The organism is Streptomyces sp. NPDC110618 (assembly GCF_055657065.1).
In genome coordinates this window covers 659,552-675,670 of record NZ_JBVKBN010000002.1, presented here as the reverse complement: position 1 = coordinate 675,670, position 16,119 = coordinate 659,552, and the positions used below count along the sequence as shown (strand labels likewise).

Here is a 16,119-nt window from a genome sequence, read left to right as displayed (position 1 = left end):
TACCGATCGACGGGTGCTCAGTGTCGTACGCGCACCCGGAACTGTCCCTGGGGGGATGTGCGCGCGTGAACAACTGGCGAGAAGACGCCCAACCGGAGTGGCCCGAGGCCGCATCCGGAACCCAGCCGAAGCCGCTGGGCGGGGGTGGCACACAGGCGTTTCCCAACACCACGGCGTTCCGACCGGAACCGGCGGGTGGGGACGAGACTGCTGTACTCCCCAAAGCCGTGCCCGGCGGCGGCCCCGCCGGGGCCTCCGGCTCCGGCGGCCCGGCCGCGGCGGATGGGGAGGACCTGACCGAGCTGCTCTCGGCGTTCGACCGGTTCGACCGCACCGAGGCGCTGCCGAGCGCGGGCCGACGCGGTGAGGCGCCGAGGAACGCGGCTGCAAACGATGCCTTTCAGCCGCGCGGTGCCCGCAACGGCCCGGCCCCCGCTGACCCGTTTCCGCCGGTCACCGAGGTCCGCGAGTCCCCCGCGGCGATCCGCGACCCCTGGGACGCGGCCGACGACGCCGCCACCCACGACCCGCACGAGGTCACCATCCAGCTGGACAGCGTCAACCTCCAGATGGACGGTTCGCTGCGCGGAGCCAAGGCGGGCCCCAACGGCTCGGAAGCCTCCGACGGGCCGGTCTTCGTGGACGAGTCCGGCCGCCGCAGCCGCCGCTTCCGGCGGATCGGCATGGCCGTGGCCCTCGCCTGCGCGGTCTACGCCGTCGTGATCGTCGTCACATTGATGTCCGGCAACTCCAACGCACCCTGGCTGCCCGTTCAGGACCAGAAGGAGGACACCCCGGCCGGAAAGGTCGACACCTCACCGCTGCCCGCCGAGTCGGCGTCGACCGACGGGCCCGACGGAGCCTCCCCGGGCGCCGGCCCCTCCGCGAGCGACGGCGTCACGCCCTCCGCAGGGGCCACCGCCGCCGTGCCGGGCGCCACCGCCACCGGCGAGGCGCCGGACGCCACCACCGACCCCGAGCCGACGACGTCCAAGAAGCCGACCACCGGCTCGGGTACCGGCGGCACCACGCCGAAGCCGGACCCCACCGACACGGCGACCGAGCCCGCCCCCGGCCCCACCGAGACGGAGACCGGCGAGCCCACACCGCCGGAAGAGACCGAGTCCACCGGCGGCGGCGAGGCCGGCGGTGGCACCGGAGCCGACTCGGTCGCCGCGGGCCAGCCCCAGAACCTCACCGCTCATTCGCACGACCCGTACCCGGAGCACACCCTCTGATGGCTTCCCGTTCCCGCCGTCGGGGCGGCCGTCCCCAGGCCCCCGACGCCCGGCGCCGCCGCGTGCCCATGCGGCTGCTGCTGCCGGTTCTTGTCCTTGCCGCGATGATGGCGATGCTGATGCTGCGTGGATACGTGCACAGCGAGATCCTCGCCGACCACCGCGTCCGCCCTGCCGCCGACAACGACAAGGTTCCGCAGCAGATCCTCAAGGGCGGTCCGGTCATCGACGCCCGCAGCGGCCGCACCGAGACCCTGAAGGTGCCGGACCGCCGGCTCGTGCTCACCTTCGACGACGGGCCCGACCCCGAGTGGACCCCCAAGGTCCTGGACGTGCTGAAGAAGCACGACGCGCACGGTGTCTTCTTCGTCACCGGCACCATGGCTTCGCGCTACCCGGACCTGGTCAAGCGCATGGTGGAAGAGGGCCACGAGATCGGCCTGCACACCTTCAACCACCCGGACCTGTCATTCCAGACCAAGAAGCGCATCGACTGGGAGCTGTCGCAGAACCAGCTCGCCATCACCGGCGCGGCCGGCATCCGCACCTCGCTGTTCCGGCCGCCGTACTCCTCGTTCTCCGCCGCCATGGACAACGAGTCCTGGCCGGTCACCGAGTACATCGGCTCGCGCGGCTACATCACGGTCGTCAACAACACCGACAGTGAGGACTGGAAGAGGCCGGGCGTCGAGGCGATCATCCGCAAGGCCACGCCCAAGGGCACCAAGGGCGCGATCGTGCTGATGCACGACTCCGGTGGCGACCGCAGCCAGACCGTCGCGGCCCTGGACCGCTTCCTGCCGCAGATGCAGGAGCGGGGCTACGAGTTCGACAACCTCACCGAGGCCCTCGACGCGCCCAGCGCGCACAGCCAGGTCACGGGCGCCGAACTGTGGAAGGGCAAGGCCTGGGTCTTCCTGGTGCAGGCCTCCGACAACATCACCGCCGTGCTGGTCGTCGGCCTGTCGATCATCGGCTTCCTGGTCATCAGCCGGTTCGTGCTGATGCTGGTGCTGTCCGCGGTGCACGCCCGCAAGGTGCGCAGACGGCGCTTCCGCTGGGGACCGCCGGTCACCGAACCGGTGTCGGTGCTGGTGCCCGCGTACAACGAGGCCAAGTGCATCGAGAACACTGTCCGTTCCCTGATGGCGAGCGAGCACCCGATCGAGGTCCTCGTCATCGACGACGGCTCCACCGACGGCACCGCGCGCATCGTCGAGGCGATGAACCTGCCCAACGTGCGGGTCATCCGCCAGCTCAACGCGGGCAAGCCCGCCGCCCTCAACCGCGGTGTGGCCAACGCGCGCTACGACATCGTCGTCATGATGGACGGCGACACCGTCTTCGAACCGGCCACTGTCCGCGAACTCGTGCAGCCCTTCGGCGACCCGAGCGTCGGCGCCGTCGCGGGCAACGCCAAGGTCGGCAACCGGGACTCGCTCATCGGTGCCTGGCAGCACATCGAGTACGTGATGGGCTTCAACCTGGACCGCCGGATGTACGACATGCTGCGCTGCATGCCGACCATCCCCGGCGCGGTGGGTGCCTTCCGGCGCACGGCCCTGGAACGGGTCGGCGGCATGAGTGACGACACGCTCGCCGAGGACACCGACATCACCATGGCGCTGCACCGCGACGGCTGGCGTGTCGTCTACGCGGAGAACGCCCGCGCCTGGACCGAGGCCCCGGAGACCGTGCAGCAGCTGTGGTCCCAGCGCTACCGCTGGTCCTACGGCACCATGCAGGCGATCTGGAAGCACCGCAAGGCGATCGTGGAGCGTGGCCCCTCCGGCCGCTTCGGCCGCGTCGGCCTGCCTCTGGTCTCCCTGTTCATGGTGCTGGCCCCGCTGCTGGCCCCCTTGATCGACGTCTTCCTCCTCTACGGCCTGATCTTCGGCCCGACCCAGAAGACGATCATGGCCTGGCTGGGCGTCCTCGCCATCCAGGCGGTCTGCGCCGCCTACGCCTTCCGTCTCGACCGGGAAAAGATGGTCCACCTGATCTCCCTGCCGCTCCAGCAGATCCTGTACCGACAGCTCATGTACGTCGTGCTCCTGCAGTCCTGGATCACCGCTCTGACCGGCGGCCGCCTGCGCTGGCAGAAGCTGCGGCGGACGGGTGTGGTCGGGGCACCTGTGCCGGACTCGGCGCTCGGTCAGCAGGCAATGAATGAGAGGCCGGTCCGGTGACTTCGATGAACCCTTACTCCGGTGACTTCCCGCCGGTCTCGGCGACGCCCGGTGCAGGCCAGCCACCGACCGCGCATCACACCCTGGACACGACGGTCCTCGTGACCCCGCCGTCCGAGGAGACGAAGCCCGCCGACACGGTGGAGGAGAAGGTCCGCCGCGGCCCCGTCCGCGACCGCTACTTCGATCTTCTCCGCGCTCTCGCCCTGTTCCGGGTGGTCCTCTACCACCTGATGGGCTGGGCGTGGCTCCCGCTCGTCTTCCCTTCCATGGGCGTGATGTTCGCCCTCGCCGGCAATCTCATGGCGCGCTCCCTGAAGCGTCCGGCGATACAGGTCATCAGGGGTCGTATGCGCCGGCTCCTGCCCCCCTTGTGGCTGCTGGGCGCGGTCGGCGTCACCGGCATGGTGATCCAGGGCTGGGGCCCGGACCCCGACAACCACCCCGGCTGGTGGTGGATTCACCTGGCCTACTGGATCGTTCCGCTGAGCGATCCGCCGTACGCCGAGGGCCTTCCCGGAATCCACGGTGTCATCGGCGAGAACTGGGCCGTCGACTTCGCCGGACCGCTCTGGTACATCCGGGCGTACCTCTGGTACGTCCTCCTCTCGCCGTTCATCCTCAAGCTGCTGCGCGCGGTGCCCGTGGCGACAGTGCTCGCGCCCCTGGTGCTGGCGGTTGTCCTGGAGCAGGGCTACCTCGACCTTCCGGGCGAGCGTTTCCCCTCCGCCCTCACCGACTTCAGCACCTTCGGTGCCTGTTGGATTCTCGGTATGGCGCACCAAGAGGGGGTCCTGAGCCGTCTTCCGCGCTACATCGTGCCGTCCGTGGCGCCGGTGATCGCCCTGCTGGGCCTGTGGTACGCCACCAACCACGACTTCGGGGAGGGCAACGACCTCGACAGCATGCCCCTCGCCCAGGCCCTGTGGTCCTTCGGCACGGTGCTGCTGCTGCTGCACTTCAGCCCCTCGTGGTCCGAGTGGCCGCGCCGCCTGCGCCGCTGGGACCGCTTGATCACCCTGCTCAACTCCCGAGCGGTGACGATCTACCTGTGGCACAACATCTGCATCCTCGCCGCGGCGACGATGTGGGACCAGCTGTGGGGCATCGACGTGATGTGGATGCACTTCTCCTGGCTGTTGGAGAGTCCGTGGCCGGTGCTGGTCTTCGCCTGGCTGCTGATCTTCGGTTGCATCGTGTGGTTCGGCTGGGCGGAGGACCTCGCGGCCAAGCGCAAGCCGCAGCTGTGGCCGGACGGTTCGGCATCCGCCGCCAAGCGCGGCGGCGGTCGCAAGGCATCCCGTGGATCGCGGCGCCGTAAGAGCTGACCCGCTGTCGGCCTGATCGACGGAGCGGTGGGGGCCCTGGGTGCGGGCCCCCACCTCGTTGTCCGGACTCATCCGATGGCGATCCGCGTCTTCCAGTAGTCCTTGGGCGTGATGATCTCCGTCCCGGACCCGGACAGAGCGGTCTTGCCACCGGCGTGGAAGCGCACCGAGCCGTCCGACCGGACCGCCCAGATGTCGGGCACCTCGTCCCCGTTGGCATCCGGCGTCCCGAAGAGGTGCGGAACGCTCGCCTTCGTCCATCCCGAGGCCGCGTACTCGTTGTCCGTGCCGTCGGCCGAATTGGCGGCGGAGGAAAGCGAGTTCAGTACGACACCGCCGCCCGAGGCCGCGATCCCCTTGCGCAGCAGCAGTCTTCCGGAGGTGTCGGAACGGTAGAGGAGGTCGGCGACACCGTCACCCGAGACGTCCTGGACGGCGACCAGATCACGTTCGGCCCAGGCGGACGAGGCGATGAGCCGCACAGCCTGGTCGACGGTGGCCCCGTGGTAACCGGTGAAGGCCCACAGCTCGTCACCGGCGGTGGCGAGGAAGTCGGTACGTCCGTCGCCGGTGATGTCGCCCGCTGCCACGATCTGCGTCAGGGCCGACGGGCTGGGCGCTCCCTCGGGCAGGAGGATCTCGCGGCGCCGGTCGATGTTGACGGCGCCGTAGCCGTCACCCGGATACACCCACAGCTTGCCCTCGACCCGGACGACCAGGTCCTGGAGGCCGTCACCGCCGTAGATGTCGCCGTTGTGCGAGATCAGAGCTCCCGTGAAGTGCCCACTGGGCGCTGCTGTGTACGGTGGCAGATCGTCGCCGTTCGGATCCTTGTCGGGGTTCGGCCGGTAGGCCCCCGACATGGAGTAGTCCAGGTCACCGCTGCCCTTGGACAGGTCCGCCTTGGCCTGGGAGGGGTAGAGGCTGAGGTTGCCGGCCTCGGTGACGACCATGAGGTCGGGAAGCCCGTCACCGGTGAAGTCGCCGGGTTTGTCGGCCTGGTCGCGGGGGCTGACGTAGAAGAAGTACTTCGTCGGATCCGAGACGTTGCCCGCGCTGTCCACGACCCGCACATAGAGCACGTTGGGCCCTGCGGCCGGCGGTTTGGCGTTGCTGATCGTGGCGCTGACACTCGTCTCGCTACCCGCGGTCCTGCTCACGGAACCGGTGTAGGTCGGCGAGTTGAAGCCGTACTCGTACCGGACGACGTCCTTGTTGAGGGCGCGCACCGTGAAGTTTCCGGGCGTTCCGAACTTCTTGGTGCTCCAGTTGGCGTCCTCGGCGTCGTTGCCGAAGCCGTTATTCTCTCCGTCGGCATTCGGGAAGTCCGTCGAGCTGACCTTCGGTGAACTGGGCGCAGAGGTGTCCAGCACGAAGCGGCACGGAGTCTTCGAGGGCGCCCACTTGGACCGCGAGTCTCTGTCGTCATGGGCCTGCACACGCCAGGAGTAGGTGCCGTTCTTGAGGTTGCTGGTGGGGAACCCCGACGTCGTCGCCACCACTGAGTCCTTGTCATCGCCCACCGACACCTTGCCGGTCGAACCCAGCAGGTCGCCGGTCTCCTTCCACTTGTCGATCGGCCACAGGTCGAAGTTCAAGAAATCGAGGTTCTTGTCCTTGTCCGTGGCCTTGGCCGTGAACGTCAGCTTGCCCGAACCCACGCGGACATACGGCTTCGTGGTCGTGCACTTGGCGTCCGGCCCCAGATCCAGGGAGTTCGCGACGATGGAGGGCGGGCGGTTGTAGTCCAGTTCGAGAACGGGGCCGTGGTCGCCGTTGGCCTGGAACTTCTTCCAGGCGTACTGCGAGTTCTCGTCGCGTGCACGCATACCGAAGGTGATCGACTTGTCCCCGTCGTCGGCCGCCTCCTGGGCGCCCTTCTTGACGTCGAACGCCTCGTATTCGTCCCGGCAGCCCGACTTGTAGCCGTGCGCGAAGCTCTTGGTGGCCAGCTTGTTGCCGTCGTGGAGCTTGGGGGCGTTCTTCCAGTTGGTGTGCGCGTTGATGCGGCCGGTGAGGTGCACGCTCATCGAGCGGGGGCTGCACGACCAGGAGTAGGTCTCCAGCAGCCGCAGCTTGGCCCTCACGATCTTCGTTCCCTTGAGGGACGAGTCGAAGTCCATGTTGAAGAAGGACCGCGACGTCCCCCACGTGTCGGACTCGAAGCCGACACGGGCCTCGTGCGTACCTCCCGGATTGAAGCCCTTGCCGTTGTAGAAGGTGGCGTTGGGGTGCCGGTTGTAGGCAGTCGTCCAGTTCTGGATGTGCTTCTTGACCGAGGGATCGATAAAGACGGGATAGGTGGTCTCGGGGTCCTGGAGGAACTCCTGGTCAGGGGTGAGGGTCCACTTGCCCACCTCCAGGTCGGGCTCGACCAGTTCGCCGCGTGAGTCGGGGGAGGGCCCGTTGAGGGAGGGCAGGCTCAGCGTGCTCGCGGACCCCGTCTGCGACGGAGCGGGGGTCGGCTCGGTCGGTGCGGAGGGCAACGGGGAGTCCGAGAAGGTGGGTTCGGGCTCGGGGTCGTCCGAGGGCAGTTCCTCTACGTCGGTGTCGCTCTGCTCGTCCGACTCGACTTCTTCCTCATCGGTCGGGCTGGGGCTGGGATCCTCGCCCTCCTCGGGAGACGGGCTGGGGGAGTCCGTGGGGTCCGGGGTCTCCGCCTCGGTCGGCTGAGCCGTCGCACCGACTCCGCCGTCGGTGACGGCAGGGGCGCCGCTGCTGTCCCACATCAGCGGCGTGGGCGACACGGCTACTTCGTTGCCGTACGCGTTCTCGGCGCTGACGATGCCGGAGAGTGGGTCGAGGCGGAAGGTGAGCGTGGACGACTGGAGGCCGTACACAAGCTGCTGCACGCGCGGATCGGACGCTGCCTGACGCTCCTTCAGCACCAGCATCTGCGCGAATCCGTCGTCCTCCGAGGTAAGGACCAGGTCCGCGCCGGGGAGGATTTCCGGGTACAGCGCACGGTTGCCCTGGATGATCGGCGCGGGAACGGGTCCCGGCCAGGTCAGCTGGATCTGGTGCTGGTTGTTGTCCACGTAGAGCGTGACGAGGGGACTGGCGCTGTCGTCCGCCGCCGCCCACTGCGCCAGGGATGCCCGCCGCACGGAACTCCGGGAGGCCCGCTGTTCGGCCTTGCCAGATCCGGCCGAGAAGACCATGCGGGTGTTGGTGGCCTTCGGCTCCCAACCGGCCTTCGCGCGCCGCAGACTCGGGTCGATCTTCTTCCACTCGCCGTCCACCTTGGCGCGGATCGGCGATGCGTACACGCGCTTCCTCATCAGGCCGTCGGGGAGGGCCCAGGTGGTGGAGTTCGCAGTACGCGCGGCGGTGACCTCAACCGCTTTGTCGGTGCGGGCGGCCCGGTCGATGGCGGCGGCCTCGGTCACGGGCCGCGTGTGCCGGCCGCGGGCGTCGTCCCGGCCCTCGGTTCCGTCGTCGAGGCGGTACCCGGCGTAGACGATGCCGGTCGCGGCGATGACGGTGGCGATCAGCACGGCAGTGGCCCGACGGCCGGGTCTGCGGCGCCAGTTGCGCGACATGGGACGAACTCCCCTTCCCCCTGTGGACCGGCGACAGGCCAGGGTGCGCCGTCGCCGAGACTGTCGGCCGGCCGTGGCAAGGGCATGGCGAGGCGACCTGATGATGACCCATGAAGAAGCTGTCGTCATCCTGTGCGGTCTGCGCGGAGGGGTATGAACAGGGCGCTTCGTTTGCCTCTCAACTAGTTTGACGTCCCGTCAAAGACAGCTTCTGCCGTGAATATTGAGGCGAACAAATACCTGATATCCTGCCAAATCGTGCTGCGGCAGTGGTGCTTATGGAGTGAATAGCATCTGTTTGCCCCTTGCTCGACTAAAAACGGCACGCGCGGTTTTATGTCGGCAGTTCTCGCGGTTGGCTGCATTCATTGCGTAACGCATCGCTACGCACCGTGGCATTGATCACATGATTCCGGCGGGCCTGGCGTTTCTTCACAGTCCGGTCACAGAATCCCCGTGAACTGAAACGTTGTCGCGCGTGGTCCGTTACCGGTCCCGCTCCGAGTGGTCCGGGGGGACCTCGCCGTGTTCGGCCCACTTCCGCATGCCCGTCGTACTGTCACGCGTGCAGCCGTGCCCACCCTGGCCGCTGTGCTGCTGGTGGGATTGCTTCCCGCCCAGTCATGGGCGCTGCCGCCCGATCCCGCTCAGGCCGAGGTCGGTCGTGAGACGCTGACGCTTGAGGAACTGGACCAGGAGAAGCCTCTTGAGGGCGTGCCCTTCAGCAGGCAGCTGGAGTCCCTTCGTGCGGAGATTCCCAAGGAGCAGGTCCAGCCACCGCCCAACTCGGTGACCCCACCGTCCAACGTGACGGGCACCGTCAATTTCGGCTCCACGGCGAGCCAGGCCTCGCTGTCCGCCCGGGCGGCCGCAGCAGAGGAAACCCCGGTCGGGAACCTGCCGGTCAGCCTCGGCCAGGCACCCGACGAGCCGGCTCCGACGGGTACGTGGCAGGTCACCATTCCTGACCGCAGTTCGGCGGTCAGTCAGAGCGTCGGCGGCACGGTCATGGTGGTCCGAGGACCCGACACGGGTGCCGTACCAGTGTCGGTCAAGCTGGACTATTCCACGTTCAAGAACCTCTACGGTGCGGACTGGGCATCCCGGCTGAAACTGGTTCAGTTCCCCGACTGCTACCTGGACACGCCGGAGGACGAGGCGTGCCAGGCGTACGAGGAACTGGAGACGGTCAACGACGAGGCCACCGGGACCATCACGGCGACGGTGGACCCCGGAGCACAGGAGGATGTGACACCGGCAGCGGCTCATTCGACCGGGCGCGGTGACTCCGGCGTTGTCCAGGCGGCGTACCGGACTTCGACATCGGCCACGACCGCGGCGGCCTCCGGTTCCACCGCTGTGGTCGGTACGGCCGACTCGGGCGGCGGTGCGGGCGGCACGTTCAAGGCGACGCCGCTCGCCTCGGACGGCAAGTGGGAGGCGGGCGGCTCGTCCGGCGCCTTCACCTGGTCGTACCCGCTGACGGTGCCGCCGCCACCGGCGGGCCCCGCCCCGGCTATCACCTTCGGCTACAACTCCCAGACAGTGGACGGCCGTACAGGTGTGTCCTCGCCGCAGGCGTCGTGGATCGGGGAGGGCTGGAGCTACGATCCCGGCTACATCGAGCGGCGTTACCGCACCTGTCAGGATGACCGCAAGAAGCTGGACGCGGGCACGCCCAACAACACCGCGAAGGCCAACAAGACCGCCGACCTGTGCTGGGTGTCGGCCAACGCCGTGATGTCCCTGAACGGCAAGACCGTGGAGCTGGTCCGGGTCGAGGAGGGCGGCAACCCCGAGACGGGCACCGAGATCTACCGTCCGCAGCAGGACGACGGCACGCGCGTCGAGCACCGCACCGGCGGCAGCAACGGCGACAACAACGGCGAGTACTGGGTCGTCACCACGCCGGACGGCACCAAGTACTACTACGGCCAGAACAACGTGGGCGGTGACCACGCCGACACGAACTCCGTCTCCACCGTCCCCGTCTTCGGCAACCACCCCGGTGAGCCCTGCCACAACAGTTCCTTCGCCGACTCGCGCTGCGGCTCGGGCAAGCAGCAGGCCTGGCGCTGGGGCATGGACAAGGTCGTCGATGTCCACGGCAACGCCATGGTGGTCAACTGGAAGCAGGAGACGAACTACTACGCCGTCCGTGAGAAGTTCAAGTCGCCCGAGCAGTACGACCGTTACGCGTACCCGACGTCCATCGAGTACGGGATGCGCACCGCGGACCTGACCAAGCCCTCCGCCACCGTCACGTTCGGTGTGAAGCAGCGCTGCCTCAAGTCGGAGAGCGCCTGCGAGGCCGCCAACTTCGCCAAGACGGACGACCCGGGTGCCTACCGCCCCTGGTGGGACACCCCCGGGAACCTCAACTGCAAGTCCACGTCCAAGCTGTGCCCGTCCTTCCCGTCCTTCTGGACGCAGATGCGCCTGGACACTGTGACGACGAAGGCCGCACGCGCCGGCCAGTCCGGACTGGGCCTGGTCGACAAGTACACGCTGCACCAGTCCTTCCCGCTGGACTGGTACGACACCTCTCCGGGCCTCTGGCTGAACTCCATCACCCGCACCGGTTACGCACCAGGCGACAGCAAGGGCACGCTCCAGTCCAAGGACGGCATCAGCTTCTCCCCGTACACGGTCGGCACGGAGTCGCCGCTCCACGCCCGCCTGCTGGACCGGCAGTTGCCCAACCTGGTGAGCAGGGGAGCGAGCGACCAGCGACCCGGCTTCACCCGCCCCCGCATCGGCACCGTCTCCACGGAACTGGGCGGTGACATCGAGGTGGAGTACCGGGGCGGCTGCGCGACCGAGCCCGCGACGGACAAGGAAAGGAGCAACGGCACCTGCTACCCGGTCCGCTGGTCGCCGGACGGGGACGAGAAGAAGCCGGCCAAGGCCTGGTTCAACAAGTACGTCGTCGCCTCGGTGACCCAGACCGATAAGGTCACCTCGCACAGCAAGCCGATCATCATGACGTACAAGTACTCCGGTGCGGCCTGGGCCAAGAGCGACGACGAGTTCACCCGTCCCTCGCTGCGGACGTACAGCGACTGGCGCGGATACCGGCAGGTGACCGTCGACAAGGGCACCAGGACCGTGCCCCAGCCGGGTGAGCTGAACCCCCAGTCGCGCTCGGTGACCAGGTACTTCCTGGGCACCGGCGGAGAGGTGAAGGATTCCACGGGCAAGTACACGCTGGCGGCGGACGACAAGCCCCAGTACGCGGGCATGGTCGCGGAATCCATCGCCTACGACGACTCTCTGGGCAAGGCCCGCGAATGGACGCTGAACTTCCCGTGGTCCAAGCAGACCGCTTCCCGCGCCCGTGAGAACGAGGACGGCACCGCGGCCGATCCGCTGCTCGCGCACCGCGTCGGTATCGACCGTACGGACAAGATCCAGCGGAACGGCAGCAGTTGGCGCGCGGTGCGCACCCTCACGGAGGTGGACGACACCTACGGCCTGCCGGTCCAGATCGAGACCGCGGTCGTCAAGCCCGGCAGCAACGGGGAGCAACTGTCCGACCGGACGTGCACGAAGACGTCGTACGTGCACAACTCCTCGGACTGGCTGATCGGCCTGCCGAAGGAACAGCGCACCACTGGTACGTCCTGCGCCAACCACGCCGACGCCGACCCGGCCACCCAGTTGATATCGGCGGTCCGCAACTCCTACGACGGCCAGGCCTACGGAGCCTCCCCGACGAAGGGCCGGCTGACCTCGGCGGCCCAGACGGACGGCAAGGGCACGTCGTACTCCCAGGTCATGACGGTGACCTACGACCCCCTGGGCCGTACCCGCAAGGTCACCGCACCGGGCGTGGGCACCACGGAGACGCAGTACACGCCGGGTGACTCCGGTGGCCCGGTCACTTCCACGAAGACGATCAACGCGCTGGGGCACGAGACCACGACGACGTACGACCCCGGCCGGGCCCTGCCCCTGACGGTGACGGACCCCAACAACCGTGTGACGCGTACCGAGTACGACGCTCTCGGCCGGCTGGTGAAGGGCTGGGCCCCGTCCCGCTCGGACGGCAAGTCCCCCAACGTGAAGTTCACGTACCACTCGGCGGTCGCCAAGGGCAAGGTCAACAAGCCCGCCGCGGTGACCACCGAGACCCTCCAGGACGACGGCGGTTACAGCCGCCAGGTCACCCTCTACGACGGTCTGTCCCGTGAGGTCCAGACCCAGACCGAGGCACACGGTCCGGGCCGGATCGTCACGGACACCAGCTACAACGACCACGGTCTGGTCGACGAGAAGACCGGCGCGTACCTCGCGAAGGGGGAGCCGGGCCAGGAGCTGTTCGTCCCCAAGTCGGACAGTGTGATCCCCACGTGGACCAAGTTCCGCTACGACGGACTGGAGCGTGAGCACCGGGCCTCGGTCTACCAGGGCGGCCACTACAAGTTCGCGACCTACACGACGTACAGCGACACCAGCACCTGGGTGAATCCGCCCGGTTCGACGACGCCGACGACGCGCACGTACTTCGACGCGCTCGGGCGGGTCACGTCCATCAAGCACTACTCCAAGGAGTCGTCGTCCGCGACGGAGGGGCGCACGACGACGTACGACTACGACGCACGGGGCCACCTCGACACGGTCACCGACCCCGCGGGGAACAAGTGGACGTACACGTACGATGCGCGGGCCCGGGTCACGTCGACCACCGACCCCGACGTCGGCCGGACGGACACCTGGTACGACGACGCCGACCGCCCGAACCGGGTGAAGAACGCGCGTGAGCAGGAGACGTTCACCGAGTACGACCTCCTCGGACGCATCGTGAAGGTGCGCCGGGGATCGGCAACGGCGACCCCTGAGAAGGAGTACACCTACGACACGGCGCCCGGCGGTATCGGCCAGCCCCTCGCCTCGATCCGGCACACGGACACGGGCGACTACATCAACCGCGTCACGGGCTACGACTCCGACTACAACGTCAAGGGCAGCGAGACGGTCATCCCCGCCAACTCCATGACGGCGGGTCTGTCCGGCACGTATTCGTACGCGTACACGTACACCCCCACGGGCAAGCCCCACTCGGCCACGCTGCCCGCCGTGGGCGGCCTGGCGAGCGAGAAGGTCGTCACCCGCTACAACAGCGACGGCCTCCCGGAGTCCACTTCGGGCGCGAAGTGGTACACGTCCGATGTCACCTACTCCCCGTACGGCGAGGCACTGCGCACGGTTTCGGCCGCCCAGCCATACCGCGTCTGGACGACGAACTTCGTCGACCCCTACACGGGGCGCCTCCAGCGCACGGTCTCGGACCGCGAAACCGCTGGCCCGCACCGCATCGCGGACAGCTACTACTCCTACGACGTCTCCGGCTCGATCACATCCAACGCCCGCAAGTTCGGTGACAACACCTGGGACAACCAGTGCTTCACCTATGACGTGATGGGTGAGCTGGTCCATGCCTGGACGTCGAACATCACCCCGAACGGCAGTGGCACGGGATGCAAGGCGTCCGACGGCACGACATGGGGCCACCGCACCAGCTACGCGCCCGCTTCCGGCCCGGTGGCCGAAGCACCGGACGCGTCGACGGACCACACGAGCCCTGACACCACCCTGACGTCCACGCTCGCGGCGGCGGCACCCGACGCGGCGACGGTCTCCACCGGCTCCACCGCCTACTGGCAGTCCTTCACCTTCGACTGGCTCGCCAACCGGGCGAAGCTCGTCGAGCACGACCCGGCGGACGCCACAAAGGACACCACGTTCACCTACGGCTACGGCAAGACGGTCGCCGGCAACGGCACCACCCCGTCGTACAAGATCCAGCCGCACACCATGGCGTGGATAGGCTCGAACCCGTCCGGCAAGGGCAGCTCGTACGAGAACGACGCGACCGGCAACACCAAGGTGCGCGACCTGGCCAACACCACGCAGCACCTTGAGTGGTCGCCGGACAACAAGCTCGACTCCATCACGGACGACGGCGTCAAGACGACGTACGTCTACGACGCCGACGGCAATCGCCTCCTGGAGAACTCACCTTCCGGCTCGACCCTCTACCTGGGCGAAACGGAGGTGACGACGAACGCGACGGGCAGCATCACCCAGGCGTCCCGCTCGTACGCCCACCCCGGTGCCCCCACGGTCGTCCGCACCACGACGAACGGTGCGACGACCGGCCACAAGCTCACCGTCCTGATCGCCGACCACCTGGGCACCGCCAACACCTCGGTGGAGGTGGCGAGCGGCCAGTCGATCACCCGCCGCGCCTTCAAGCCGTACGGCGAGACCCGCGGCACCAAGCCCACCACTTGGCCGAACAAGCGCAGCTACCTGGGCGTCGGCATCGACGACTCCACGGGCCTGACGCACATCGGCGCACGGGAATACGACCAGGCGGCGGGGCGGTTCATTTCGGCGGATCCGGTGATGGTGCTTACGGATCCGTTGCAGATCAACGGTTATGCGTACTCCAACAACAGCCCGGTCAGCTTCAGTGACCCGTCTGGTCTGTGTAGGGCGGATGTCTGTGGGGTCGGATATCCCATTGGAGGAACGGGAAGCAACGGCAGTGAGAAGAGGTTTGTAACCGTCGCTCCCCCCAACGCCGGTGGTGTGAACTCGGGGGCATCGAGTGGAGCGGGGTATACCGGAGAACTGCCTGATGCGGCAAATGGGGACTCCAACAACCTGGTCAAGGTCGGCAAGACGTGGTACGTCCAGATTTACCCGGCCATATATTTCCCTGCCAACAGCCCCAAGGTTGATGAGGTAGCTGCAGAGGTCCTTCACTGGGTCCATTACGTATGCGACGCGCACCCCAGTAAGAACTTCTACTGCATGGCCCCTCGCGACGACGGAACCGACCCGGATCCGTGGAATCGCGTCAAGGCAATGATGTACGCCTGCGAGAGCGAGTGCGGCGACCTTTGGGCGAGCCCAATGGTCGACTTGGCGGATGCTGGGGCAGAAATGGGGCTGGTCAGCGGAAATGGCCGACTCTTTGGCCGAGGCCCCCAGAAGCCTAGCTCTTGCAAGTGCTTTTTGGCTGGCACTGACGTCTTGATGGCCAACGGTGAAACATCAGACATTGAAGATATCGAGGTAGGGGACGAAGTCCTTGCTGCCGATCCGAAAACTGGTGAGACCGGACCGCGAAAAGTCACCCACCTCATCGTCACGGAAGACGACAAGCACTTCAATGAACTGTCCATCGCTACTGAGGACGGTATCGAGAAACTCACGGCAACACACGAGCACCCGTTCTGGTCGCCTTCGGAAGACGACTGGATCCCGGCTCTTCGGCTCGAAGCTGGGATGTCCCTGCGCACAGATGCAGGTGACACGGTCATCGTCACTGAAAACCGCCCCTTCAGTCGGCATGCACGTACCTATAACCTGACTGTCGATGACCTGCACACGTACTATGTGCTGGCGGGGACTACGCCGGTACTCGTTCACAACAGTAATTGCCCGGATTTCAACTCGAACCTATCTGCGGCAGTTCACTATGCAAAGCACGTCAAGGGAGTGGACGTGCGACTTAAGAGGGGCAAGCAGCGCGAACCGCGTGCCGTGGAACCAGATATGCCGGAGTTTGATCGACCAGGTGGAAGAAAGGCGTATCGGCAAGCCGCTCGCGACTTTATGAGCGGCGATGGCCCAGATTCGGCGATCAGTGTCCGTACGGCTAGTGGTGGTATGCATCGCTTCGATCCGACCACGGGGTACTACGGGTACATGAACAGCAGTGGGAGCATCTCGACGTTCTTCCGGCCGACGGATGGCCTTTCTTACTTCCGTCGAAGCGTGATGAATTATCGGTAGCACTCCAAGAGAA

General features: G+C 67.2%; 5 protein-coding genes. 4 read left to right on the top strand and 1 reads right to left on the bottom strand.

Annotation, left to right across the window (positions count from 1 at the left end):
* Positions 1–227: 227 nt before the first annotated feature.
* From ACZ7L7_RS06260 to ACZ7L7_RS06250, 3 genes are read left to right on the top strand one after another with little or no spacing between them, the layout of a single operon-like run.
* A complete protein-coding gene (locus ACZ7L7_RS06260; protein ID WP_453603598.1) occupies positions 228–1,238 on the top strand; it encodes a hypothetical protein in 1,011 nt (336 codons plus the stop codon).
* A complete protein-coding gene (locus ACZ7L7_RS06255) occupies positions 1,238–3,427 on the top strand; it encodes a polysaccharide deacetylase family protein (RefSeq protein WP_472075065.1) in 2,190 nt (729 codons plus the stop codon). Before ACZ7L7_RS06260 ends, ACZ7L7_RS06255 begins: the two co-directional genes overlap by 1 nt.
* A gap of 5 nt (positions 3,428–3,432) precedes the next feature.
* Positions 3,433–4,755, top strand: coding sequence for an acyltransferase family protein (locus ACZ7L7_RS06250; RefSeq protein ID WP_453603594.1), 1,323 nt, complete (start codon positions 3,433–3,435; stop codon positions 4,753–4,755).
* 68 nt (positions 4,756–4,823) lie between these two features.
* Here the strand turns inward: ACZ7L7_RS06250 and ACZ7L7_RS06245 are convergent, their stop codons facing one another.
* Positions 4,824–8,297, bottom strand: coding sequence for a DNRLRE domain-containing protein (locus tag ACZ7L7_RS06245; RefSeq protein ID WP_472075063.1), 3,474 nt, complete (start codon positions 8,295–8,297; stop codon positions 4,824–4,826).
* A gap of 573 nt (positions 8,298–8,870) precedes the next feature.
* Between ACZ7L7_RS06245 and ACZ7L7_RS06240 the strand changes: the two genes are divergently transcribed.
* Entirely contained in the window at positions 8,871–16,106 is a 7,236-nt protein-coding gene (locus ACZ7L7_RS06240) for a polymorphic toxin-type HINT domain-containing protein (RefSeq protein ID WP_472075061.1), read from the top strand.
* Positions 16,107–16,119 lie beyond the last annotated feature (13 nt).